Source organism: Flagellimonas amoyensis (genome assembly GCF_003058265.1).
GTDB lineage: Bacteria > Bacteroidota > Bacteroidia > Flavobacteriales > Flavobacteriaceae > Flagellimonas > Flagellimonas amoyensis.
Window position 1 is genome coordinate 187,524 of sequence record NZ_QBUK01000001.1, and the last position, 25,754, is coordinate 213,277.

The 25,754-nt window shown below is 43.6% G+C and carries 15 protein-coding genes; 12 read left to right on the forward strand and 3 right to left on the reverse strand.

Features of this window, described 5'->3' with window-relative positions; translation table 11 throughout:
* Window positions 1–3: 3 nt before the first annotated feature.
* The 9 genes from DB398_RS00775 to DB398_RS00835 all read left to right on the forward strand — a co-directional run bounded on the left by DB398_RS00775 (window position 4) and on the right by DB398_RS00835 (window position 16,447).
* Window positions 4–981 carry a tryptophan 2,3-dioxygenase family protein gene (locus DB398_RS00775; protein ID WP_108422495.1) on the forward strand — a complete coding sequence of 326 codons (978 nt, stop codon included), beginning with the start codon at window positions 4–6 and terminating at the stop codon, window positions 979–981.
* A 7-nt stretch (window positions 982–988) separates the two neighbouring features.
* Entirely contained in the window at window positions 989–2,266 is a 1,278-nt protein-coding gene (locus DB398_RS00780; protein ID WP_108422496.1) for a M23 family metallopeptidase, read from the forward strand.
* Window positions 2,266–3,897 carry a glucose-6-phosphate isomerase gene (gene pgi, locus DB398_RS00785; RefSeq protein ID WP_108422497.1) on the forward strand — a complete coding sequence of 544 codons (1,632 nt, stop codon included), beginning with the start codon at window positions 2,266–2,268 and terminating at the stop codon, window positions 3,895–3,897. The genes DB398_RS00780 and pgi overlap by 1 nt, the downstream gene beginning before the upstream one ends.
* Before the next feature lie 173 nt (window positions 3,898–4,070).
* Complete coding sequence (locus tag DB398_RS00790; RefSeq protein ID WP_108422498.1) at window positions 4,071–6,686, forward strand: TonB-dependent receptor; 2,616 nt, start codon at window positions 4,071–4,073, stop codon at window positions 6,684–6,686.
* An 88-nt stretch (window positions 6,687–6,774) separates the two neighbouring features.
* Window positions 6,775–7,212, forward strand: a complete 438-nt coding sequence (locus DB398_RS00795; RefSeq protein WP_108422499.1) for a hypothetical protein — start codon at window positions 6,775–6,777, stop codon at window positions 7,210–7,212.
* A gap of 1,439 nt (window positions 7,213–8,651) precedes the next feature.
* Window positions 8,652–9,965, forward strand: coding sequence for a hypothetical protein (locus tag DB398_RS00805; RefSeq protein WP_108422501.1), 1,314 nt, complete (start codon window positions 8,652–8,654; stop codon window positions 9,963–9,965).
* Window positions 9,966–10,104: 139 nt separating this feature from the next.
* A complete protein-coding gene (locus tag DB398_RS00810) occupies window positions 10,105–11,685 on the forward strand; it encodes a vitamin K epoxide reductase family protein (RefSeq protein ID WP_108422502.1) in 1,581 nt (526 codons plus the stop codon).
* 1,243 nt (window positions 11,686–12,928) lie between these two features.
* Complete coding sequence (locus tag DB398_RS00830; RefSeq protein ID WP_108422506.1) at window positions 12,929–15,145, forward strand: peptidase domain-containing ABC transporter; 2,217 nt, start codon at window positions 12,929–12,931, stop codon at window positions 15,143–15,145.
* 3 nt (window positions 15,146–15,148) lie between these two features.
* On the forward strand, window positions 15,149–16,447 hold the full coding sequence (locus tag DB398_RS00835) for an HlyD family secretion protein (protein ID WP_108422507.1): 1,299 nt from the start codon (window positions 15,149–15,151) through the stop codon (window positions 16,445–16,447).
* Between the two features lie 95 nt (window positions 16,448–16,542).
* On the opposite strand, the gene DB398_RS00840 is transcribed toward DB398_RS00835, so the two are convergent.
* The gene (locus DB398_RS00840; protein ID WP_108422508.1) at window positions 16,543–17,580 is read right to left on the reverse strand and encodes an endonuclease/exonuclease/phosphatase family protein; all 1,038 of its coding nucleotides are present in this window, start codon (window positions 17,578–17,580) and stop codon (window positions 16,543–16,545) included.
* Window positions 17,581–17,677: 97 nt separating this feature from the next.
* On the opposite strand from DB398_RS00840, the gene DB398_RS00845 reads away from it, so the two are divergent.
* The gene (locus DB398_RS00845; protein WP_108422509.1) at window positions 17,678–20,413 is read left to right on the forward strand and encodes a peptidase associated domain and porin domain-containing protein; all 2,736 of its coding nucleotides are present in this window, start codon (window positions 17,678–17,680) and stop codon (window positions 20,411–20,413) included.
* A gap of 223 nt (window positions 20,414–20,636) precedes the next feature.
* Window positions 20,637–21,947 carry a DUF5689 domain-containing protein gene (locus DB398_RS00850; protein WP_234415973.1) on the forward strand — a complete coding sequence of 437 codons (1,311 nt, stop codon included), beginning with the start codon at window positions 20,637–20,639 and terminating at the stop codon, window positions 21,945–21,947.
* 62 nt (window positions 21,948–22,009) lie between these two features.
* Here DB398_RS00850 and DB398_RS00855 read toward each other — a convergent pair whose 3' ends face one another.
* Both DB398_RS00855 and DB398_RS00860 read right to left on the reverse strand, forming a co-directional pair.
* Window positions 22,010–22,510: a lipid-binding SYLF domain-containing protein gene (locus DB398_RS00855; RefSeq protein ID WP_313777777.1), complete on the reverse strand. Its 501-nt coding sequence runs from the start codon at window positions 22,508–22,510 to the stop codon at window positions 22,010–22,012.
* Between the two features lie 129 nt (window positions 22,511–22,639).
* Window positions 22,640–23,248, reverse strand: a complete 609-nt coding sequence (locus tag DB398_RS00860; protein ID WP_108422511.1) for a DinB family protein — start codon at window positions 23,246–23,248, stop codon at window positions 22,640–22,642.
* A gap of 269 nt (window positions 23,249–23,517) precedes the next feature.
* Between DB398_RS00860 and katG the strand changes: the two genes are divergently transcribed.
* Window positions 23,518–25,749 carry a catalase/peroxidase HPI gene (gene katG, locus DB398_RS00865; RefSeq protein ID WP_199913337.1) on the forward strand — a complete coding sequence of 744 codons (2,232 nt, stop codon included), beginning with the start codon at window positions 23,518–23,520 and terminating at the stop codon, window positions 25,747–25,749.
* The last annotated feature ends 5 nt before the right edge of the window (window positions 25,750–25,754 follow it).

Consider the following 25,754-nt stretch of genomic DNA (forward strand, 5'->3'; position numbering starts at 1 on the left):
TTGATGAAGAATGGTGAGAAAATCCAGTCCCAGATCAACAAACTTGAAGAAAAGTACAAAAACTCGGGCCAGGACCTGAGCTCCTATCTGGACGGGCTCCTCTACCAACGATACCTTACCTATTGGGACTATATCCACTTGGACACCCTTTTGAGCATCCAAGTGCCCCGAACCCATTTTCCGGACGAGGAGATCTTCATCATGTACCACCAGATCACGGAGCTCTATTTCAAGCTCATTCTCCACGAACAAAAGCAGATCGTTGAGGACAAATCACAGGATGTCCAGTTTTTTATAGAAAAAGTGAACAGGACCAACAACTATTTCAAGGCGTTGATCTCCTCGTTCAGTATCATGATCAAGGGCATGGAACGCGAACAGTTCCTGCGTTACCGCATGGCACTGCTCCCGGCCAGTGGTTTTCAATCTGCCCAATACAGGATGATCGAACTCTACGCTACCCCATTGGAACACTTGGTGCACCACTCGGTAAGGGATTCCTTTTCTTCCGAGGATGGCATTGAGGAACTCTTTGAGCAGATCTATTGGAAAAAGGGGGCGACCGATCTGGCCACAGGACAAAAAACATTGACCCTGAAACAGTTCGAAATCCGATACACCCCAAGACTTCTTCGGATAGCCAACCAGGTGAAGGACAGCACCATATACCACAAATACCTCCAGCTCCCCGATGCTTCCAAGAACAATGAAGCGTTGATAAATGCGTTAAAGGAATTGGACCAGAACGCAAACGTAAACTGGCCGCTGATGCACATGGGCTCGGCATACCGATATTTGGCGAGGGAGGGCAAGGATGTGGAGGCCACTGGAGGCACCAATTGGAAGGAGTTTTTGCCGCCCAGTTTTCAGAAAGTAATATTTTTCCCAAATTTGTATTCCGAAGAGGAACTGGAGACATGGGGAAAACAATGGGTGGATCATATTTTTAACCCGGCAAACAAAGAATACAAGGAATATTAGGATAGTGATGCAAAAATTTATTGGGGCAATCTTGACACTGATGGTATTGGTGTCGTGCAAACAGGCCAAGGAACCGGTCGATGAAGTGGCAATTGTGGAAACGATAGAAAAACCTCCCGTCCTTCATTATGGGTTCAATTTGGAAGAGTTCAACGTGGTCCACGATACCGTACGGTCGGGCGACAGCTTTGGCGAACTCATGCTTCGAAACAAAGTGGACTACCCCAAGATCGCTGCCATCTCCGAAAACTTTCGGGATACCTTCGATGTGCGCAAAATCAAAATAGGCAACCCCTACCTTATCCTCAAGACCAAGGACACCTCCGACGTGGCCAAAGTCTTTATCTACCAAAATGACAAGATCAATTATACGGTTGTTGATTTAAGGGACAGTGTGGTCGCCTATAAGAGCAAGCGCAAGGTAAAACTGGTGGAAAGGGAAGTGGGCGGCATCATCGACAACAATCTTTCCGTGACCATGGACAATTTGGGGGTGGATTACAGCGTCACCATTGGCCTTTCCGAAATCTATGCCTGGACCATCGACTTTTTCAAACTGGAAAAGGGCGACAAGTTCAAGGTCATCTTTGATGAACGCTACATCAACGACAGTATCTATGCAGGTCGTGGCCGCATAAAGGCAGCTTATTTTGAGCACAAGGGACGGCCCATCTACGCGTTTCCATACGTGACCGATTCCGTGAACAATATTTTGGACTACTATGATCAGGATGCCAACAACCTGAGGAGCACTTTCCTTAGGGCTCCCATCAAGTTTGGTTACAGGCTGTCCTCCAGATACAACCTAACCCGAAGGATAGCCTATTACGGATACAAAGTGCGTCCCCACAAAGGAACGGACTATGCAGCTCCGATCGGCACACCCATCATTGCCACAGCGGATGGAACTGTTGAGGAATCTACCCGAAGGGGCGGCAATGGAAAATATGTAAAGATCAAACACAACAGCATCTACAGTACCCAATACCTCCACATGAAGGCCCAGAATGTGAAAAGAGGCGATTTTGTACGTCAAGGGGACGTTATTGGTTGGATAGGGATGACGGGGAACACCGGCGGACCCCACGTGTGCTACCGTTTTTGGAAAAATGGTAAGCAAGTGGATCCCCTGCGGGAAGAGCTGCCATCAGCAGAACCGATCGTGGATTCCCTCCGTATCCAATACATGGATCATATTGACCCTCTCAGGACGCAATTGGACTGTATCGAATTTATGGAACCAGCCCCGGAACCTGAAGAAACTTTAATAACCTATAACCCATAATGGCACTTCCCAACATAGACCCCACAACCACCAAAGCCTGGAACCAACTTTTAGCACATTACGAGCAACAGAAGAACACGCAGATAAAAGAACTGTTTGCTTCGGATGAGGACCGTGGAACAAATTTTAAGTTGGTCTGGAACGATTTTTTGGTGGACTATTCAAAGAATAGGATCACTGAGGATGCCCTGTCATTGCTTTTTGGACTTGCCGAAGAGGTTGGACTGAAAGGGGCCATCAAAAGCTATTTTGAAGGAGACCTTATCAACCAGACCGAGGGTAGGGCTGTTCTGCATACGGCACTTAGGGCAAAAAAGGGAGATAAAATTTTTGTGGCCGGGGAGAACATCGTGGATGAGGTCTTCGAAGTGAGGGAAAAGATCAAATCCTTTTCCGAAGAGGTCATTTCTGGAAAAAGAAAGGGCTTTACGGGCAAGGCCTTTACCGATGTGGTCAATATTGGCATCGGGGGGTCCGACCTTGGACCGGTAATGGTCACCGAGGCCCTAAAATTTTACAAGAACCATTTGAAGATGCACTTTGTGAGCAATGTGGACGGAGACCACGTACATGAAGTGCTGAAGGAACTTGACCCAGAGACCACACTTTTTGTGATCGTCTCCAAAACGTTCACCACACAAGAGACACTCAGCAATGCACTGACCATTAAGAAGTGGTTTTTGAAGAGTGCTGCCGAGAAAGATGTGGCCCTTCATTTTGCTGCGGTTTCCACCAATCTGGAAAAAATCGGGGAATTTGGCATAGCCGATGAAAATGTGTTCCCGATGTGGGATTGGGTAGGAGGGCGTTTTTCCCTTTGGAGTGCCGTTGGGCTTTCCATAGCGCTTTCCGTGGGGCACAAAAATTTTGAAGAACTATTGGAAGGGGCGCACGAAATGGACCTTCATTTCAGGGAAACCCCATTTCAGGAGAACATACCCGTTGTTTTGGCGCTCATCAGCGTTTGGTACAATAACTTTTTTGGCGCCGAAACGGAGGCCATCATTCCTTATACACAATACCTCCACCGCTTTTCGGCCTATTTGCAACAGGGCATCATGGAAAGTAACGGTAAGAGCGTGGACCGGAACGGGAACAGGGTTTCCCATCAGACCGGGACCATTATTTGGGGAGAGCCCGGTACCAATTCACAACATGCCTTCTTCCAACTGATCCACCAAGGGACCAAACTGATTCCCACGGATTTTATCGGTTTCAAGGAATCCCTTTATGGCGATAAGGACCACCACGACAAACTGATGGCCAACTTTTTTGCCCAGACCGAGGCCTTGATGAACGGAAAGACGGCGGAAGAGGCCAAGGCAGAATTGAAAAAGCTTCCCGAAGAGCAGCTCAAGGCCCTTTTCCCCTTTAAAGTATTTGAGGGCAACAAGCCCACCAATACCATCTTGATCCAAAAACTGACCCCCAAGAGCCTGGGCGCCCTGATTGCCCTTTACGAGCATAAAATATTCGTTCAGGGAATCGTGTGGAACATCTTCAGCTATGACCAATGGGGCGTGGAATTGGGCAAGCAATTGGCCAATACCATTCTTTCCGAGATGGGAAATTCAGAAATCGGCAAGCACGATAGCTCAACGCTACATCTTCTGCAATTTTTTAAGGAGTAGGCTGCGAGGTTTCTATTTGTGAATAAAAACCCTAAACAATTGTTTGTCAGCTAACTTTGTTTGTTAATTTTGTGTTAATCAAAACGTTCTTTTTTAACCTTGGCTTAATCGCGGTGTGTCAAAAATGGATCACATTTGCAGGGCTAATTAATTACTTAAAACACTAAAATTAAATGAAAAGAATCTACTTGGCTTTTGCGGCTGTTTTGATGTCCGCAATGGCATTTTCACAAGGAACTCTTACTGGTACGGTCACAGACGGGGAACTGGGCGGTCCGCTTCCAGGAGCAACTGTGATGGTGAGGGGAACCAGCACAGGTACATCAACTGATTTTGATGGAAACTTTACTTTGGAAGTAAACCAAAGTTCCGGAACACTGCTCATTTCCTACATTGGATTTGTGAGCAAGAGCGTTCCTTTTACCACTACAGGTAGTGTTGGCACTATTGCCCTACAACCAGATGCAGAGGAATTGGAAGGTGTTGTAATAGTTGGGACAGGGATTATCGATTTGGCCAAAGACAGGCAGACTCCCATAGCTGTATCGACAGTAAAAGCTTCTGAGATTGCATTGAAAGGTGGCAATCAGGAATTTCCTGAGTTGTTAAAATCAACGCCTTCAGTTTATACTTCTAAAAGTGGTGGAGGTTTTGGAGATGCCCGGATTCAGGTTCGTGGTTTTGACCAATCGAATACGGCCTTTCTTATAAATGGACAGCCCATTAATGGAATGGAGGATGGTAATATGTACTGGTCCAACTGGCAAGGGGTAACTGATGTCGCAAGTGCAATTCAAATACAAAGAGGTCTTGGGTCTTCCAAATTGGCCATATCCTCTGTTGGAGGTACGGTTAATATAGTAACAAAGACCATAGACTCTCAAGAAGGTGGTTTTGTTCAAGCGATGGTAGGTAACAACAACTATTTAAAGACCACAGCGTCATACTCCTCAGGAATAAGTGAAAAGGGTTGGGCATTCACAACGCTTTTAGGACATTGGCAAGGCGATGGGTACAATGATTATATGTCGGGAAGTGGTCAGACCTATTTCTTTTCTGTTGGATATTCTCCAAATGAAAACCATACCTTCAATTTTTTGATTACTGGGGCTCCGCAGAATCATAATCAACGAAATCGTTATACCATTGCTACCCTTTTGGAAAAAGGGTTGACCTATAATGATCAATGGGGTATTTTGAATGGGAAATTTATGAATGTCTCAGGTAACTACTATCATAAGCCTATTGCCAATCTTTCTTGGGATTGGAACATTAGCAATAAATCGCAACTTTCAACAGTGATTTATGCTTCCTATGGACGAGGAGGGTCAGTTGGTTTAAGGACTTTTGCTTCTCAAGGAGAGGACAATTTTGATTTAACTGGACAATATAATTATAACAGATCATTAGCACCTAATGAAGATGGCCTTATCATTGCACGGAGAAATGACAATAGCCGTAGTGCTGATATACTCCGTTCCAGTGTTAACGAGCATAGGTGGTTCGGGGTTGTAAGTAATTTTAATCACAAGATAAATGACCAATTGAACTTTAACGTAGGTTTTGATGGAAGGTCGTACCACGGTGAGCACTATAGAAGAGTAGTAGACTTTTTAGGTCTAGATGGTTGGGATGATGATACGAATAACGTACAGTTGGGATCAGATTATGTAGTGACCGAGGCGTATAGTGTCAATTCATGGAAGGCAACTTTCCATGATACTCCAAGGAATCAACGCATAGGATATGACAACCCTGAAAATATTAGATATTTGGGTGTTTTTGGGCAATTAGAATATGCTAAGGATAAATTGTCAGCCTTTGTTCAAGGGGCTGTTTCAACACAGTCCAACCAGCGTTTTGACTATTTTAATTATGCAGTTGGGGATGAGAAATCCGAAAAAGTAACCAACGAAGGCTTTAATATTAAAGCTGGTGCCAATTATAATCTTAATGAATATCATAATGTGTTTGTAAATGCTGGGCATTACTCTCGTCAACCTTATCAAGATAATATGTTCCTCAATTTCAGGAACGATGTTAACCCTTTGTTGACAAATGAAAAAATAACTGGATTTGAAGCTGGCTATGGTTTCAGAAGTTCTATTTTCTCAGCAAATGTGAACCTTTACCAAACTACTTGGGATGATAGGGTTGTGAGTGGCTCATTGAGTACTGGTGAAGGCTTTTATCAATTTCAAGGGGTAAAGCAGTTGCATAAAGGGGTCGAAGTTGATTTTGCTCTAAGGCCTATGCAGAACCTAAGGTTTAATGGATATACTTCTATTGGAAAATGGGAATATGATGGCAATGCTACCCAAACTGTATATGATGATAACCAAAACGTAATAGCTGAAGGCGATCCACTTTATTTGGATGGAGTAAAAGTAGGTGATGGAGCACAATTTACTATTGGTGTAGGAGGACGTTACGAATTCTTAAAAGGGTTAAGTATAGATGCCGATTACAACCATTATGACGAATTGTATGCGGGATTCCTTCCAACAGATGACGAATTCACCGTTCCTGATAACCGAGGATCTGTGAAGTTGCCATCTTATGGGTTATTGGATGCAGGCCTAACCTATGACTGGAACGTAAATCAGAACTATAAATTGGTTTTGAGACTAAATGTAAATAATGTTCTAGATGAAGAGTATATTTCTGAATCCTTGACCAATATCCATGCAGAGGCAGGCGATGTGACTTATAAAGGGGTCAATGTAGCGAATCAAGCGTATTTTGGGTTTGGTAGGACTTGGAATATGAGCATTCGTCTAAAGTTTTAATAAAACATCATACAACAGAAAACCCTGCCCATCGGCAGGGTTTTTTTATACATAAATTCCGTATTTTTAGGCCACACAAACTACACCGATGGAAGTTATCAAGAACCTTCACTCTTACATGGCCTACGTTGTACTGGCCGTACTCGTTTTTGCAGTCGTCAACGCCCTGATGGGCTGGTTGGGCAAAAAAGACTTTACCATGCACAAGGATTTGCGCATCAGTCTCTTTGCATTGATCCTGAGCCACATCCAACTATTGGTGGGCCTATTGCTGTATTTTGTTTCGGCCAATGGCCTGAAGGCCATCCAAACCTTGGGTATGGGCGGACTGAATGCCCCTGCACGTCTCTTGGCCTTGGAGCACCCTTTCATCAACATCATTGCCTTGGCTTTGATCACCATCGGATGGTCCAGACACAAAAAGTTTATGGAGAGCGATAGAAAGTTCAAGACCATTTCCATTTTCTACGGACTTGGCCTTTTGTTGATCCTCAGCCGTATCCCTTGGGGGCAGTGGTTTAACTAGATTGACTCTTAGAGTAATAATTCTTTTTCTTTTTGGACTTGACCTTTAATTAATCCCAAATGATTAATGGAAAATGAATAGAAAGATATTCTTAACCTATTTGTGACCATACAAATAGCTTGTTAAGTTTGGATTATTGAATCTTCGTTTTTTTGTAGCTTCTCTTTTCAAGGCTCTCTTGGGGAACAATCCATCAATGGATATACTCCTATCATGCTAATTAGCGAACAGCTCCCTCTATATAAACAACTGGCTTCATTTCCATTTGTGAGTCCAATATGACCAACCGAAGAACAGTGAGTCTGTTCCGAAATAAATCGACCATTCAGTCCACATTTAATTCAAGACAGGGTCACCATACTTTTATCAATATTCTATTATTGTTTTCTGTTTTACAATAATGTTGTATTAAGTGAATGGTTTAACGCATTTCCATGTTTTTTGTTTAAAAAATCAAATTTGTAAGCATAAGGCTACATTATTAACATTATTTTAATACATAAAACTAAAGCTTAATACGCTAAAATAGTAGCTTAGTCTATGCCTATCTAAATAAGACAATTAAAAGGACAAAGGGATAACGGCAAATCTGTTACAAGGAATTTATTCCCAAAGCCGCCGATTGAACATGTTAGATAGCTTTTTCTATCATTTTTTTAGACTCTGGTAAGTGTCCTATCTGTTGAACAGTTTTTCGGAAATTTAAATGGTTAATAGAAATGAGAATTACAAAGAAAGAAACAACCAATTTTGTTTTTACTATGCTATAAATAGTATACGTTCATTCTTTTAGGCCAATTAAAATTATTTGAAAACACACAATACGAATAAAGGTAGGCACAGGAGCTCTATATAATTGAGGTGGACTGGAAAAAACCACAAAACCTTCATTGCCGACCATACAATATTGAGGGACTTAAATATGGAAGAAAAAGTGGTGATAAACATAATTAGTATCTGAAAAAAGAACTCACACATCAACACTATTTGTCACCTGTATGGTATCCATATTGGATGCGATATAAATGTTTTTGCTTTCGCGAAGCATGGACTGAAACCTTGACGGTCGTTAAATGTTCAGGGCAAGTTAATCTTATTGTTCTTATTAATATGAAGAATTTGAAATTATTTACGGAGACTCTTAAGTCCAATGCTGTGCTCACTTCCAATCAGCAAAAAGAAATCAAGGGAGGATATTACACCAATTATGAGGATTGTGCAGTTGATTGCCAAAATGGAGGAGGAGGTACTGATCTTCCTCCTGGACCTCATTACGGCAATCAACCACTTCCTGCTTCAGGTGGTTGTTGGGAAGAAAGGCCTGGTTATTGGAGCTGTAGGGATAGCTAGTCTTTTTATTTGATAATAGCGGGTCTTTCAATAGGTCCCGCTATTTAAATTACTTAAGGTAACAAATCAAACTATGTTCAGTATTTTCTATGGTTTTACAGCTAAAAGATACAATAGGAGAAATTTTAGGAAGAACGATAGATGAAGCAATAGAAACCAAAACTATTTTTTTGGTAGGAAGTAGCACGCAATCAAATTTGAAGTCTTTTAAGGGTAAGCAGTCGGATGTCGACATACTAATTTTGAACAACTCATTGACTGGTCAAATAAGCAATGTCGATAATGGTCTGAGATATGATATTTCAATAATAAAGGATGATATTATTGGTTTGTTGATCTCAGCTTTTCATGGAAATAAAACTGCGGGCAAGGTGTTTTCTTCTATGAATGCTTTCCAGATTATTGATGACAATGATGGGAAAGGAGATGTATTTGCTTCTAATGTTAATAAACTATATAAAATATTCACTAATTCAAGCTTGCCCAATTTTATTGCGAACAGTATTTTTTTACATAACATTAAAGTTAATTTGGATGACATTGCTGGGGAAAATGATATAGATTCACATTTCGCTCATCAGCGGTTTTCCAATCATTTATTGGATTATGTAGCTTCCCTAGTTTATCCTTTCCGAATAGAAGGTAAGTATAGGGGCAAAATTTTCAGACAAAACATCGAAGGATTTGACAGATTTTTGGAAGAAATAAAAGGGTCTTCACATGGTCATTTTTTGGCAACAAAATTCTTCAACCGTTTTGTGCCTATATTGGAATGTGAGTACTATGGTCTTGAATATTCTCTGGAACTTAAGAAAGAGATTGTTTCAGGTAATATTAAAAGCTTTTATTTTGGTTATGATAGCATAGTTTCTGAAAAAACAATATTGTTTTTGCCCGGAGAGGAATGGTCAAAGTATTCTAATAAAAGAACATTTAAGCATACTGGTATTAGCAACATCGTTCCATGTCTATCTATAGAACAACATGATTTTTATATTCAAATCCTCACTACTGTATCCAAACTTTTCTTTCCAAGTAAACTAAACGAAAGAAAAAATGCCCTCATCTTTATTTTCAAGCTATTTCACGGCAGTGGTTTAGGGGAGGGTATTAATGGCACAATTCGAGCCGGTGTAGTCCTTAAGTCTGTAATTTCATTGTCTCAAACTAATCTAGAAGTAGATTCAATAAAGTTTAAGGATTGGTTGGATAATACTGCAGTTTCATTTTCCAAAAATAAACCAAATAATACTATTGATGCTTCAATGGAAGAGTCGATACAAACCCTGACAAATTTTATTGATGGGTTTGAATCGCATAGGGAAAAGGAAATTATAGCAAGTTATAGCTTTTTTGGAATAATGAAAGCACTAAGAATTAGAATAGAAGATTTAGAATTCTAATCGATTCTACTTGTATAATGCGCTTGCATACTTAATTGTAAGATAACACCTATTAAAAAATTTATGTAAACACATATTTTTTGAAAGATTATTCTTATATTACCGTATCTCCCCCTAATTTTAAAACATATAGGCTTCAATGGACAATTGTACATCCGTTACCAAGAATTTATTGGATAAACTTCAATTAGATTACACGACTCGATATCTAGAAGAAAATATTCTTTCGCACCCGGAACACCCCAGTTTGTTGGCGGTTTCGGATACTTTGGCAAAGTATCGTATAGAAAATCTTCCTGTCAAAGTGGATGGCCCAAAACTTAAGGAACTTCCACTACCTTGCATTGTACAGCTGTCTGACCATGGTGGTATGTTTCATGTTTTGACACATCATTCCACGTACGAATCCATTTTTTTGAATGATAAAGGGAAAAAAGTGGTCATTCCCAACAAGGAATTTTTGTCTAAATGGACTGGAGTTTGTCTTTTGGCCGAAACAACAGGGGATTCTGGAGAACCTGGTATCACAGAGAAGTTGGACGAAAGAAAAGCAAAGACCATTTTTAATGGAGTTGGAGTGTTGTTTATGTTGATTTGGGCAGTTTTCAGCTTTTTTAATTCCCAACGTACACCAGAAGTGAATCCATTTTTGGTCGGGGCATATACATTACTTAAATTATTGGGACTTGCCATGGGAACAATGTTGCTCTGGTATGAAGTGGACAAATACAATCCCACACTTCAAAGTTTCTGTTCTGGAGGAAAGAAGATAAATTGTGATTCAGTCCTGAATTCCAAATATGCAAAAATACGCAATGCAAATTTGAGCCTTGGTCTAATCGGTTTTTCCTATTTCTTTGGCACCCTGGCCTTATTATTCGTTAGTGGTTTTCAGATTGCATCTTTGGCACCTTTGGCTTATCTGAGTTTTGCCGTCCTTCCAATGGTGGTTCTCTCCGCGTATTATCAAGGTGTGGTCATCAAGCAGTGGTGTAGGTTCTGTATCGTTGTGCAAGCGGTATTGCTTTTGGAGGCTTCAATCGTTTTCTTGGGTGGATTTCATTTAATCGGGTTGGAACCTACATCTATGCTCTTATTGATGGTTTTGCTCACTATGCCCATCCCCATATGGAACTGGCTCAAACCATTGCTCGAAAAAGAAAAAGAGGCCAATCTGTATAAACGGGGACTCCAGAAGATAAAGAACAATCCAGATGTATTCTTGGGATTGTTGCAAAAAAGCCGAAAAATAAAGACCAGTATTGAAGGGTTGGGGATTACCTTAAAAAATGATGCTGCAAGATACGATGTAGTCAAAGTATGTAACCCCTATTGCGGACCTTGCGCGAATGTACACCCTCTGCTGGATGATTTGTTGCGGGAAGGCAAGATCAACTTACAGGTCCTTTTTACGGCTTCCATTGATGAAGCCGATAGAAGGAACAAGCCTGTAAAACATTTCTTGGCCTTGAATGAAATGGATAAAGAACTGGCCCACAAAGCTATGGATAGCTGGTACCTGGCCAAGGACAAGAATTACGAGCAATTTGCCAAAGCGTATAAAATGAACGGAGAACTCCAACAGCAAGACCATAAAGTATCGGCCATGAACGAATGGTGCATAGCAGAAAAAATAACACATACCCCTACCATCTTCATCAATGGATACGAGTTGCCCAAGGAATACAGTGTTGAAGACATTAAAGGAATTCTTGGTTGAAAAAGGCCCAAGAAATTGCTTCTTGGGCCATGAACAAAATTGCTTTCGCGGAGCATGGACCAAAACCTTGATGGTCCCTAAATGTTCAAGGCAAAGTTAATTTTAATTTGTGTTTTTATGAAAAAAACAAGTTTGACATTGCTGAATTTGGATGCTAGTGATTTGCTTCAAAGAGAGCAACTCAAGACAGTCTTGGGTGGTGCCGGTGGCAAATATACCTGTGAGGAAATCTGGGCTATTCCGTTATGTTGTCACCCAAATTGGACCTCGGTTTGCGGATTTACTCCACCAGGAGCCATGTGCAACAACGGGGTTTGCATTATGTAGAAATAAAATAACCCAAGGAGCTATGCTCCTTGGGTTATTTATAGTTGGACAATTAACCTTTATTGGCAACAATAAGAGGAAGATGAAAAAATTGCTTTCGCGAAGCATGGACCGAAACCTTGACGGTCTCTAAACGTTCAGGGGCAAAGTTAATTCTAATGATTTTTTTACTATGAGAAAATTGAGTTTTGAATCGGATCAACTTCTTGGCAGGGAACAATTGAAGACGGTGAAAGGTGGTGCCCACATACCATGTGACGAACACTATGATTGTCCTGCCGGACAAGGTTGCTGTTTTGATGTGGGATTATGTTTTATTGATTCTTACATCGAAGAACGTTGTAATAATTAGGAATTTTAGATAAAGGGCTGATTGCGACATCAACCCTTTATTCTTTGGTTTATAGTTCTAAATATCACTGGTCATTTTTTTGAACAGAAATATATTGGTCAAAGAATGCTTAGTTGAGGATTCTAATGCAGTACTTGAATGAAGAAGTCCAAGTAAGAGACTCAGGACCATAAATGATACTGCTTTCGCGGAGGATGGGCTGAATCCTTGACGGTCTTTAAATGTTCAAGGTAAAGATTAATTCTAAAATATCACTTTTACTATGAATAAACTAAATTTAAACATTGGGATGATTTTAAGTCGGGGTCAACAGAAATCAATTTATGGAGGAGGGCCGTATGATGAACCGTGTAATCAATATTGGCATACTTGCTGTACTTCAAATGATGAATGTATGGACCCTACGACTGAAGCTCCTGATGATGGTTCATATTCTGTTTGTGAGGGGAACTATTGTGTATCATATAATTAAGATTTTACTATTCTTGATTTATGGAGCCATTTTTTTCATTAATGATGAACCTCGATTGTTAATTTGTCGAGGTTCGCTTTTCCCAATTCACCGTGTCTTATAATTTAAAAAGTGAAAAGTCTTTTCCATTCTATAAACAGCCGGATGCAAAAGACTGTGGCCCTACTTGTCTGCGCATTATTGCCAAACATTATGGCAAGCTGATTTCATTGCAGGAGATCAGGGAAATCTCTGAGACCACAAGGGAGGGAAGTAACTTGCTCAAGCTCAGTGATGCCGCTGAGGCCGTTGGGTTCAAATCCATTGGTGTAAAGATTGACTATGACCAGTTAACGGAAGTTCCGTTACCCTGTATCGTACACTGGAACAAGAACCATTTTGTAGTGGTCTATGCCATTAAAAGGGATATCATCTATATTTCAGATCCCTCCTATGGACTTATCACCTACACCAAAGAAGAGTTTCTGTCCCGTTGGATCGGCAACAATGCCACAGAACAGACCAAAGAGGGCATTGCCCTGCTGTTGGAGGTCACCCCAAAGTTCCATAAACTGCATTGGGAGAGTACGGACAAAAAATCGTTGCGTTTCCTGTTCCAATATCTGTTCAAGTACAAGAGTCTGTTGGCCCAATTGTGTATTGGACTTTTTGTTGGGAGCCTGTTACAGCTCATCTTCCCCTTCCTGACACAGAGCATTGTGGATGTCGGGATCCAGAACCGGGACGTCAATTTTATCTATGTGGTACTGGCCGCACAGGTGATGCTCTTTTTGGGCAGGACCAGTGTTGAGGTTTTCCGTAGTTGGATCCTGCTGCACCTTAGTACCCGTATCAACATATCCCTTGTCTCCGATTTCTTTATCAAGTTGATGGCGCTGCCCATCGCCTATTTTGACACCCGCATGACAGGGGACATCATGCAACGCATCAATGACCATAACCGGATAGAGAGCCTTTTGACGGGCTCTACACTGAGTACGTTGTTCTCCATGTTCAACTTAGTGGTCTTCGGGGCGGTGTTGATCTATTACAGTCCTTCCATCTTTGGAATATTTGCCGTTGGCAGTATACTGTACATTCTTTGGATCACCTACTTCCTGAAAAGACGAAAGGAACTGGACTATAAGCGGTTTTCCCAATTGAGCCAGGAACAGAGCACGGTCATAGAGCTTGTCAACGGCATGCAGGAAATAAAGATGCACAATGCGGAAAGACAAAAGCGCTGGAAATGGGAGTTTGTACAGGCCCGCTTGTTCAAGGTTTCCATCCAAAGCTTGAAATTGGAACAGACCCAGGGTGTGGGCTCCTCGGTCATCAACGAACTCAAGAACATCATCATCACTTTTACCTCAGCAGTTTTGGTCATTGAAGGGAACATCACCTTGGGGATGATGCTCTCCATCCAGTACATCATTGGACAGCTCAACTCCCCTATCGGACAAATGGTTGGGTTTATCCGTTCCTATCAAGATGCGAAGATTAGTATGGAACGCTTGGCCGAGATCCACGAAAAGAAAGACGAGGAGGACAGGGAAAAACAATTGATCAAAACGATCAAGCCCAACCAGGACATCAAACTGAAAAAAGTATCCTTCCGTTATCTGGGCAGTGATGAAAATGTAATCGAGGATCTGAACATGACCATTCCGGCCAACAAAGTGACGGCGATAGTGGGGGCCAGTGGTAGTGGCAAGACCACCTTGATGAAACTGTTGCTGAAGTTTTATGTGCCCAACAAAGGGAATATCCGGTACGGGGAACACTATCTGGAAAGTGTCTCGCATAAGGCATGGCGGGACCATTGCGGGACAGTGATGCAAGAAGGATATGTTTTCAATGACACCATCGCCTATAATATTGCCGTGGGCGAGGATACCATCAATCAGGAACGCTTGATCAGAGCCACAAAAATTGCCAACATCCATGATTTTATCCAATCTCTCCCCTTGGGCTTCAACACCAAGATAGGGAACGAAGGTGTCGGTATAAGTACAGGGCAGAAGCAACGACTTTTTATAGCCCGTGCGGTTTACAAAGACCCACAACTATTGTGCTTTGATGAGGCGACCTCTGCGTTGGATGCCAAAAATGAACGGGTCATCATGGAAAATCTGGATAACTTTTTCAAAAACAGGACGGTCATCATCATTGCCCACAGGTTGAGTACAGTGAAACATGCAGACCAGATTGTGGTAATGGAAGAGGGAAGGATAAAGGAGTCAGGGACGCATCAAGAGCTGTTACAACTCAATGGGGCATACTATAATTTGGTAAGCAATCAATTGGAGCTTGAAAGACTGAACAATTAAGATATGCCGGAGAATAAGGATATAGAAAAATTGGAGTTGAGGTCGGAGGAAGTACAGGAAATCCTAGCCAATCCTCCCTCATGGTTAGTGCGTTGGGGCATTACATTGATTTTTGTGTTAACTGTGATTGTCCTAATGTTATCCTTCCTGATCAAATACCCTGATTTTGTGACCGCTAAGGTCATTGTGACCACGGAAAGGCCAATGGAGCAGATTGTGTCCCGTTATTCAGGTGCCTTGGAGGAAATCTACATTGCGAATGGGGACACTGTGACATCGGGCCAGCGTTTGGCTGTTTTTCGGAATACGGCCAATGTGGAGGATGTGTACAGACTAAAGAGCATTTTGGACACAGCACAGAAAAGTTCCTCAGAGCTTTTGTTCCCTGTGGAATCCGTTTCGCAATTTGTACTGGGGGACATAGAAACAGCCTATATCAATTTTGAGAAAAGTTATGTGGAATACCAATTATTGAAAGACCTGGACCCATACACCACCCAGCTTTTGGGCAATCGCCGATCCTTGGAAGAAATCAAACTAAGGCTCACAAGCCAGATGGCGCAAAAAAGGGTGTTGGAACAGGAATATGAACTGGAAAAGAGGGATTATGAACGTAATGGACGCCTATATGAAAAAGGCGTCATTTCCCAACAGGAATTTGAATCCAAAACGCAGGAGTTTCTTCAAATGGAAAAAAATCTCAGTGCCATGGCCATTTCCATTTCCCAGTTGCGGGAGGCCATTGCGTCCGCCGACCAGACACTTAAGACAACAAGGATCACTAAGCAAGAGGATGATATACGCCTGTTGGCAAATCTGTCACAATCGTTCAACGCATTGAACAGGGCACTTAGAGAATGGGAGCATAATTATGTGCTGTCCTCATCGATAGAAGGAGTGGTGGGTTTCCAAGAATTTTGGGGTGAGAACCAGTATATTGGTTCAGGTGAAGTGGTCTTTTCCATCCTTCCGACAGACACGGAAAAGTTGGTGGGAAAACTAGTCCTTCCCTCTCAGAATGCAGGCAAAGTGGTCCAAGGTCAGAAAGTGTTGGTGAAACTGGACAATTTTCCATACCAACAATATGGCATGTTAGTGGGCAAAGTGGAAAACATATCGGTATCCCCTAACTCGGAGGGAAATTATTTCATCTATATTTCACTTCCCCAAGGAACAAAAACGTCCTATAACAGAAAATTGCCTTTTGAACAGGAGCTATTGGGCAATGCGGAGATCATTACCGAAAATCTTAGTGTGTCTGAAAGGATATTTTTTAAGTTTAAAGATTTATTTAAGTATTAAAACCAATACCATAAAATATAAACATAAGATTTTCATGCACTTGAAAATATTCGTGATTATAAGACTTGATAAATGATTAAAAAAGGTACAAGTATTTATTCAACCTCCTTGACCAAAAAAATATAGGCAGGGAAATGGTCGCTGTAACCTCCTGTGTAACTTCCGCCGGAATGCGTTCGTAGTGGATATCCCTTGTACTTTCCCTTGCTTGTCTTAAGAAATGACGGGGAATAGATGCCCGCTTTCCAAAAGGAAAGCCCTTCCTTGTTCTCGTTCACAAGGTTTGGGGTCATGAAAAATTGGTCAAATAGGCTCCACTTGTCCTGATACGCCAAGGAACCCACCCCTTTTCGGAACATTTTTTCCATGGGATTGTAAAGACTTAGGCTGTCCAGTTGTTGCACCTCGCCCTTGGTCCTCAATATGGATTTCAAGCTGTCGTCGATAGGGTCATCGTTCAGGTCGCCCATCGCAATGATCTTGGCGTCAGGGTCCAGTTCTTGGATGGAATCAATGATGCGCTTGTTCAAAAGGGCCGCTTTGATCCTGTTGGGTTGACTTTTAGAGGCGCCGCCCCTTCGGGAAGGCCAGTGGTTCACAATAAAATGTACTTCTTCTTGGTCCATGCTGCCTCCCACCACCAGTTGGTCACGGGTATAGGTCCGCTCCCCCAGATCATCGAAAAGCAAAAGCCTATGGCTTTTAAAGGAGGATGGTAAAAAAGAAGCCTTCTTGTACAGCAGCGCCACATCAATGCCCCGCATATCCGGGGAATCAAAATGCACAATGCCATAATCCTTGTCCCGAAGGGAAGGATGGGCTATCAAATCTTCCAAAACCCTTCGGTTCTCCACTTCGCACAGACCGATAACATCTGGAGAAGTCTTGGAAACGTCTTGGCCGATCTGGGAAAGCACCCGGGTCATGTTCCCGATCTTTTTTTGGTACAGCTCAGGTGTCCAATGATAGCGGCCCTCCGGCGTATGGTCCTCATCAAAGGTCAGCGTGTCGTTCTGTGTATCAAAAAGATTTTCAAGGTTATAGAACGCAATGGTCCTTAAGGTGTATGTTTTGGACTTTTGTCCATGGAGTGAGGTCGATATTAATACAAGTAGGCATATTAATGATCGCATTATGTTTTGATTTTTTGTCTAAAATAAGTAAGATTGTTTGCTTTTTATACCTCGTAAAGCAATTACAACCTCTTTTTTGTTAACCTACTTATACGCTATGAGAACAGCTATACTCGTGGCGGTACTCTGTTGTTCCATGTCCCAATATGGACAACAACGTACTGTCATTACAGGGCATCTGCAAGAAAAGGGGACAGATTTGCCCGTTCAGAACGCCTCCCTTTTGTTGGAGGGCACTTCAAATAAATTCAGTTCAGATCAGAACGGCCATTTCAAAATCGATGTGGAGCAAACAAGGGCATATATCCTTCGGATATATGCCCAAGATTTTATAGAGAAACGGTTTTCCCTCTATCTGGAAGGAATCCCTATTGATTTGGGCATCCTTTATCTGGAAAGGGACATTGTCCAGGAAAAAACGGATAACCTGATCACGTTGACGGATGGGGAATTGTTGGATGATGAGGAAACCGTTTCAGGGGCATTGGGGCTTCTGCAATCCACAAGGGATGTTTTTCTGACCCGGGCCGCCTTTGATTTTGGTCAGGCCTTTTTTAAGGTGCGGGGCTACGATTCACAAAACGGGAACGTGCTCATCAATGGCATCCCGATGAACAAGTTTTTTGATGGAAGGCCCCAGTGGAACAACTGGGGCGGGCTCAACGATGTGTTGCGAAACCAAGAATATACCAACACCCTCTCCTTCAATCCCTATACTTTTGGGGGCATTTTGGGCAATACCCAAATCGATACCCGGCCTTCAGGGATGAGGCCCGGAGTCCGTTTGTCCAGTTCCGCCTCCAACCGCACCTATCGGGGCAGATTGATGGGCACGTACAGTTCTGGTTTGGGCAAGAATGGCCTGGCCTATACCGTCTCTGCCTCACGCAGATGGGCCAAGGAAGGGTTTGTGGATGGCACCCTTTATGAGGCCTACTCCTTTTTTGGGGCTTTGGAATACCAATTCAATCCACAGAACAGCATCACCTTCACCTCCATTTTGGCAAAGAACAGAAGGGGACGCTCTGCAGCACTTACCGAAGAAGTTTTTGAACTGGTGGGCCATCAGTACAATCCCTATTGGGGAGAGCAGGATGGCAAGATTCGAAATTCAAGGGAACGCGACCTTTTCGAACCCCTGTTCTTGTTCAACCATACCCTGCAAATGGACAAACTTCAGTGGAACACGGGAGTCGCCTACCAATTCGGTACCCATGCAAGGAGCCGATTGGGCTATTTCAATGCCCCGAACCCAGACCCTACTTACTACCGTTATCTGCCCAGTTACCACATCAACAGTTCCATTGGGGCCGATTTTATCAATGCAAATTTGGCAAAGGAAGCATTCTTGACAGACCCGCAAACGGTTTGGGAGCAACTATATATCGCCAATGGTGAAAATGATGGGAAGGCGGCCTATATTCTTTATGATGATGTGTCGGATGATGGAACGATTACAACATCCAGCAACTTGAATTATAGCCCGAACGATCGTTTTCAACTCAATTTTGGTGGAAATTTCAAGTCCACGGTATCGGAGAACTATGCCCAGATCACCGATTTGTTGGGGGCGGAATTTTATGAGGATATGGATGCTTTTTCCCAGACTTTGAACGATGTGGATGGAAGTCTGGAAAAGATGGCCGGGGACCGTTCCAGTTACCACTATCAATTGGATGCTTCGCAAGTGGAAACCTTTGCGCAAGGATCTTACACTGGAAATAAATGGACCGGTTTTGCCTCTGTTTCGTACGCCAGCTTCAATGCACAGCGAAACGGGCTGTTCAAAAATGAACGGTTTTTGGAAAATTCCTTCGGTCCTGGCGAGAAAGTAACATTTTCAAGTTTGGGCCTCAAGGGTGGTGTCGGCTATTTTCTGACAGGTAGACATTGGTTCACGGCAAATGGGACAAAAATGGAAAGGCCACCGACCTTGCAGAACAGTTTCATCAACCCCAGGGAAAACAACGAAGTGGTCCCAGCACTTCAAAAGGAGACCATTACCTCCGTGGACCTCAATTATTTTGTCCGGTTGCCCCAATTGACCGGACGGATAAGTGCCTTCTACACCCGATTCCAGAACACAACGGACATCAATTTCTTCTTTGTGGACTCAGGTCTGGGGTCCGATTTCGTGCAAGAGGTCATTACGGATCTGGACAAACTACACAAAGGAATTGAATTTGGTTTGCAATACGAACCTTCTTCCAACGTAAAAGTGACTGCTGTGGGCAATGTGGGGCAGTATGTGTATGCCAGTGACCCCAATGTGCGCATCAATTTTGACACCGCCGGACCTGAGGAAGACCTGATCGATCCCGAAGGCACCATCGATTTGGGCATCGCTTCCTTAAAGGGGTTGAAATTGGCTCAAGGTCCGCAGAAGGCCTTTGCTTTGGGAGTGGAATACCGATCGCCAAAATATTGGTGGGCCGGGGCCACCGCCAACTATCTTACCAACAACTACATCGGCATTTCGACCATCACCAGGACCCAAAGTTTTTTGTTTGATCCGGAAACCGGGGAGCCATTTCCGGAAGCCACTCCAGAGAATTTGGAAAAATTGCTAAAGCAACGGAATATGGACGACATCTACCTCCTCAATTTGGTGGGCGGGAAATCGTGGATCGTGGGCAAAAAGTACATCAGTGCCTTTGCAAGTGTGGGCAACCTCTTTGATTCCATATTCAGGACAGGCGGTTATGAACAAAGCCGAAATGGAAATTTTGGGCAATGGCAGAAGGACAACCAGAGTGGTTCGCCCTCCTTTGGACCAAAGTATTGGTATAGCTATGGAAGAACCTATTTTTTGAATTTGGCGATAAGCTTTTAATCCATTGACCATGAAAAATATACTTTTTAGACATATATCACTTTTTATTTTTGAATTATACACAATTGTACAAGTGATCAATCCAAATGTCACATCGAGCGCAGTCGAGATGTTTTTGTCTGCCTTTCGACTGCGCTCAAGAGGACAAAAACAAAGCATCGGCACAAACCTCCAGAACCACTGGTACAATTACGGATATACAATTTTTATTTTAATACTGGCCATGTCCTGTGTGGACGGAACAGATTTTGGACCACCAAAGGAAAATTGTAATCCCAATCTGAAGGCAAACATCAGCTTTGCTGGATTGGATTCGCTTTTAAGGGATGAAGTGATCCAGATTCATGAGGACCTTGTGTTGGAAGGCATTGTCATTTCTTCGGACAGGTCAGGGAACTTTTTCGGGGAAATATATGTACAAGACACTCCAACAAATCCGTCCCAAGGGGTACTGCTCCAAATAGATTTGAGGGATTCCCACCTGTTTTTTCCACCGAACAGTAAGGTTTTGGTGAAGTTGAAGGGACTTTACTTGGGGAAAACGGGAGGAACGATGAAGTTGGGAAGTGCCTTCACCTCTTTTGGTAATTTGTCTGTGGGCAGATTGCCCAGCCTGAAGGTCATGGAACACCTGTTCCGTTCCTGTGAGGAGGTAAATCTGGAACCTATGCTTACCACCATTTCAGAATTGGGCAGCATACCCGTGAACACCTTGGTGCGTTTGGAGGGATTGGAGGTGGTGGACAGGGAGCTTGGGGAAACCTATGCAATTTCGGCAGAGGAAACGGAACGGCATCTTCAGGATTGTGTTGAAAATGAACTGGTTTTCCTCAATAGTGGGTACGCTGATTTCCAGGCCAATTTGCTTCCCGAAGGAAACGGGACTGTCACCGGAGTGCTGATCAAGGATGGCAAAACACCTCAATTGGTCATAAGGGACGTGACGGATCTTGAGTTGATAAATGAACGTTGCCCCGAGATCATCACCGAATTTACGTCCACCCAAATTTTCATTTCAGAACTCGCCGACCCGGACAATAATGCAGGCGCGCGTTTTGTGGAACTTTACAATTCGGCCTCGGAGCCCTTGGATCTGAACCTGTGGACACTTCGGCGGTACACCAACGAGAATACGGAGATCAGTTCCACCATCGACTTGTCTGGTTTGATCATTGGTGCCCAAAGTACGCTCGTGATTTCCCCCAATGCCCCAGAGTTTGAACTGGTCTATGGCTTCCTTCAAGATCTTGGCGTCTCCACCAACAGCCCGGCAGACTCCAACGGGGATGACAATCTGGAATTGGTGGACCCTTTCGGTACTGTGATAGATGTCTTTGGAAGGATAGGCGAGGATGGTTCCGGCACGGACCATGAGTTTGAGGATGGCCGCGCTGTACGGAACAGTAACATTACCGAAGGAAATACGGTCTATACCTTCTCGGAATGGACCATATTTAATGATACCGGTGACGCGGGGACCATCAAACAGCCCCAAAATGCTCCACAAGATTTTACGCCTGGCATACGTGAGTGATGCTAAGCTAAAAAAGAAAAGCCCCATAAAATGGGGCTTTGTTCTTTATCAATGAGGGTTCCTTAAAACGCTTTATACCCAAACTTTTGTCCGCCTACCGAGGCATCGGCCATCAAGCCGGCCTTAGGCAGGGCAAACACGGCCACGCCATCCTTATATTTGGCATTGAAGGCCACGCCAGATTTCAGGGCCACGGCAGAGGTTTCCGCGGCAAATTGGAACTCACCGCCCTTAAAGCGTTCCAGGTCCACATCGGTCTCAAAAAAGATGACCTCGATGATGGCCTGTCCACCGGCCTGTAGCCCCACGTTCAATTTTTTTAGGTCGGCCATGCCCACGGCACTGCCACCCTCATAAACGACCCCGTTCCCAGAGGCCCCGCCAATGATGAAGCCTCCCTTGCCCACATTGGGGAAGAGGGCATAACCTGCCGAATCCTCAAAAAAATCTTCCAGCCCCGGTTGGGCATTCAAAAGGGTCTGCTTTGCCTTTTGGGCATCGTCGATTATTTTTTGATCTTTTTTGCTCTGTGCCATGACACTAACTCCAAATAGCAGCGTCATAGCCAGTGCAATTGATTTTGCGATTTTCATAATACGTGTCTTTTAGTGTTTTACCAAAGGTAAAAAACGAACCCCTTCCATTTTGGAAAGGGTTTGCCAATAAGTGTTAAGGAAAAGCTATTGTTGTGCTTAGTTCGATGGGTAGTCGGCATGGGCCATGACCTCTTCCATTTGCAGCACATGGCGCTCGGTGTGGGCAGCAGTGAATATAATGAGTTGCAATGCATCCACCGTACCAAATGGGAAATCGCTGTTGAAGCGGTTTCTCAGGTCGTCATCAGTGGTTTTTACATAATCCATGAGTTCACTTCGCTTATCCAAAAAAGCTTGCAATGTTTCCTCGTGGGAACCAAATTTACCACTGGGCTCAAAAGCTTCGGAGGTTTTCACTTTGCTGCTCCTGTCCGTTACCATGGGCATGATCTGCTCATCCTTGAATACCAACGAATCTTTTAGCTCTGGTTTGGGGCCATCGGCCACGGACTTGTGCACCAAATCCCCAAAGGTGGTTTCCAGAATGGCAAGGTGTTCCACTCCTTCTGCAATGGACCAGGAGCCATCACCTGGTTTAAAGTTCAGTTGTTCATCGGTAAGGCCGTCCAAAACGGTCAACATGTGGTCCCGGGTTTCGGCCAAATGTTGGTTTGCCATCTTGCGCTCTTCCTCTGTAAGCTTTCCCGTATCTCTGCTAAAGCCGAAGAGGACCAACGCCAACATGGGTAGCATCATTTTTTTCATTTCTACAGTGTTTTAGATTGTTGTGATTGTGTTTTTGGATTGCTCAATGTAATCCAATATAAAGATATGGTAAATATACACCCCTAAGAGGGTCAAATGCGCCAAATTGAGGGGTTCATCCATCCAAAATGAAAAAATCTATGAAACCATGTATTGAAATAGGTTTAATCTATGATTTTATAATATTTTAATATGAATTGTCTATGCTGAAGAACGGCATTTTTGTAATTTTATGGAGGCGAAAAATCTAATTAAAACAACATACAATCATGAGTAAAGAATTGGCAAATGGGGCTGACGAAGGAATGTGCCCATTTTTAAACGGTGAACTGAGCCAGGTAGCTGGTGGAGGTACGACCAACAAAGATTGGTGGCCCAACCAACTGAAGTTGGAACTTTTGAACCAACATTCGGAAAAATCAAATCCGCTAGGGGAGAAATTCAACTATGCCGAAGAGTTCAAGAAATTGGACTACACTGCGCTTAAGAAAGACCTTTTGGACGTCATGACCGATTCACAGGATTGGTGGCCAGCCGATTTTGGCAGCTATGCCGGTCTGTTCATCCGTATGGCATGGCACAGTGCCGGTACCTATCGCGTGCAAGATGGTCGTGGTGGAGGTGGTCGTGGGCAACAGCGTTTTGCACCCCTTAACTCTTGGCCGGATAACGTGAGCTTGGACAAGGCCCGTCGTCTATTGTGGCCCATCAAACAAAAATATGGTCAGAAAATTTCGTGGGCAGACCTTATGATCTTGGCTGGTAACGTGGCCTTGGAATCTACAGGTTTCCGCACTTTTGGTTTTGCTGGAGGTCGCGAGGACGTTTGGGAACCAGACCAAGATGTATACTGGGGTAATGAGACCGAATGGTTGGCAACTAGCGATACACCAAACAGCCGTTATCAACATAACAAAGAAGAACGAGAGATAGAAAACCCATTGGCAGCTGTTCAAATGGGATTGATCTACGTGAACCCAGAAGGACCGGACGGTAACCCCGATCCAGTAGCTGCTGCACATGACATCCGTGAAACTTTTGAGCGTATGGCGATGAACGATGAAGAAACCGTAGCATTGATTGCTGGAGGTCACACCATCGGAAAAACACACGGTAATGGAGTTGGCGATAAAGTAATGATGGATGCAGATCCCGAAGCAGCAGATTTGGCTTCACAAGGCTTTGGATGGGAAAATAAAAATGGTTCGGGAAAAGGTTCCGATGCCTTTACCTCCGGTTTGGAAGTGATCTGGACCTCAACCCCGGTTCAATGGAGCAATGATTTCTTCAAATTCTTGTTCAGGTACGAATGGGAATTGACCAAAAGTCCGGCAGGGGCACACCAATGGGTGGCCAAGGATGCCGAGGCCATCATCCCCGATCCGTTTGGAGGCCCCAACAGGAAGCCAACCATGTTGACGACCGACTTGTCTTTGCGCTTTGACCCCGCATACGAAAAGGTTTCCCGTAAATTCTTGAACGACCCCCAAGCCTTTGCCGATGCTTACGCCCGTGCGTGGTTCAAGCTGACCCACCGAGATATGGGACCAATTTCCCGTTACTTGGGTCCAGAAGTGCCCAAAGAAGAATTGATTTGGCAAGATCCTATCCCAGCCGTGGATTATACCTTGGTAGATGCTTCTGACATAAAGGCCCTCAAAGCCAAAGTATTGGAGTCCGGTCTTTCTGTTTCTGATTTGGTATATACTGCATGGTCGTCCGCAGCCACATTCCGTGGTGGTGACAAGCGTGGAGGTGCCAATGGGGCGCGTATCAACTTGGAGCCCATGAAGAGTTGGGAAGTGAACAAAGGCACGAATAAAACCATTCAGGTTCTTGAAGGAATCAAAGATGAATTCAACAGCAAAGCAAGTGGGGGCAAGAAAATCTCTTTGGCAGATTTGATTGTTCTGGCTGGAAGTGCGGCCGTTGAAAAAGCTGCTGGTGACGCAGGTGTTGCTACAGAAGTACCCTTTACTCCAGGACGAAACGATGCACGCCAAGAACAAACCGAGATTGATTCCGTAGATTATTTGAACACTCCGTTTGACGGTTTCCGAAACTATGTGAAGGAGGGCGTGAAGGTTCCTGCTGAGCATTTGTTGGTGGACAAGGCCCAATTGTTGACCCTTACCACGCCAGAAATGACTGCTTTGGTAGGAGGTTTGCGTGTGTTGGGAGCCAACTTTGATGGTTCAAGACATGGTGTCCTTACCGATACTATCGGGGTGTTGAGCAACGATTTCTTTGTGAACTTGCTCGATATGGGTACCGAATGGAAAGCCACCAGTGATGAAAAATCACTTTATGAAGGTCGTGACCGCAAAACAGGAGATTTTAAATGGACCGGTACCCGAGTGGACCTGGTGTTTGGTTCCAACTCCATTTTGCGAGCCTTGGCCGAAGTATATGCTTCAGAAGATGGCAAAGCGAAATTTGTGAAGGACTTTGTGGCCGCTTGGACCAAAGTAATGAACCTAGATCGTTTCGATTTGGCCTAATTCTG

What these genes read in the sequence shown, in the direction of transcription:
- DB398_RS00855 (WP_313777777.1), bottom strand. Translation starts at nt 22,510, where the DNA reads ATGACGCTGCTATTTGGAGTTAGTGTCATGGCACAGAGCAAAAAAGAT.
- DB398_RS00805 (WP_108422501.1), top strand. Translation starts at nt 8,652, where the DNA reads ATGGTTTTACAGCTAAAAGATACAATAGGAGAAATTTTAGGAAGAACG.
- DB398_RS00780 (WP_108422496.1), top strand. Translation starts at nt 989, where the DNA reads ATGCAAAAATTTATTGGGGCAATCTTGACACTGATGGTATTGGTGTCG.
- DB398_RS00835 (WP_108422507.1), top strand. Translation starts at nt 15,149, where the DNA reads ATGCCGGAGAATAAGGATATAGAAAAATTGGAGTTGAGGTCGGAGGAA.
- DB398_RS00840 (WP_108422508.1), bottom strand. Translation starts at nt 17,580, where the DNA reads ATGCGATCATTAATATGCCTACTTGTATTAATATCGACCTCACTCCAT.
- DB398_RS00790 (WP_108422498.1), top strand. Translation starts at nt 4,071, where the DNA reads ATGAAAAGAATCTACTTGGCTTTTGCGGCTGTTTTGATGTCCGCAATG.
- DB398_RS00795 (WP_108422499.1), top strand. Translation starts at nt 6,775, where the DNA reads ATGGAAGTTATCAAGAACCTTCACTCTTACATGGCCTACGTTGTACTG.
- katG (WP_199913337.1), top strand. Translation starts at nt 23,518, where the DNA reads ATGAGTAAAGAATTGGCAAATGGGGCTGACGAAGGAATGTGCCCATTT.
- DB398_RS00775 (WP_108422495.1), top strand. Translation starts at nt 4, where the DNA reads ATGAAGAATGGTGAGAAAATCCAGTCCCAGATCAACAAACTTGAAGAA.
- DB398_RS00850 (WP_234415973.1), top strand. Translation starts at nt 20,637, where the DNA reads ATGTCCTGTGTGGACGGAACAGATTTTGGACCACCAAAGGAAAATTGT.
- DB398_RS00810 (WP_108422502.1), top strand. Translation starts at nt 10,105, where the DNA reads ATGGACAATTGTACATCCGTTACCAAGAATTTATTGGATAAACTTCAA.
- DB398_RS00845 (WP_108422509.1), top strand. Translation starts at nt 17,678, where the DNA reads ATGAGAACAGCTATACTCGTGGCGGTACTCTGTTGTTCCATGTCCCAA.
- pgi (WP_108422497.1), top strand. Translation starts at nt 2,266, where the DNA reads ATGGCACTTCCCAACATAGACCCCACAACCACCAAAGCCTGGAACCAA.
- DB398_RS00860 (WP_108422511.1), bottom strand. Translation starts at nt 23,248, where the DNA reads ATGAAAAAAATGATGCTACCCATGTTGGCGTTGGTCCTCTTCGGCTTT.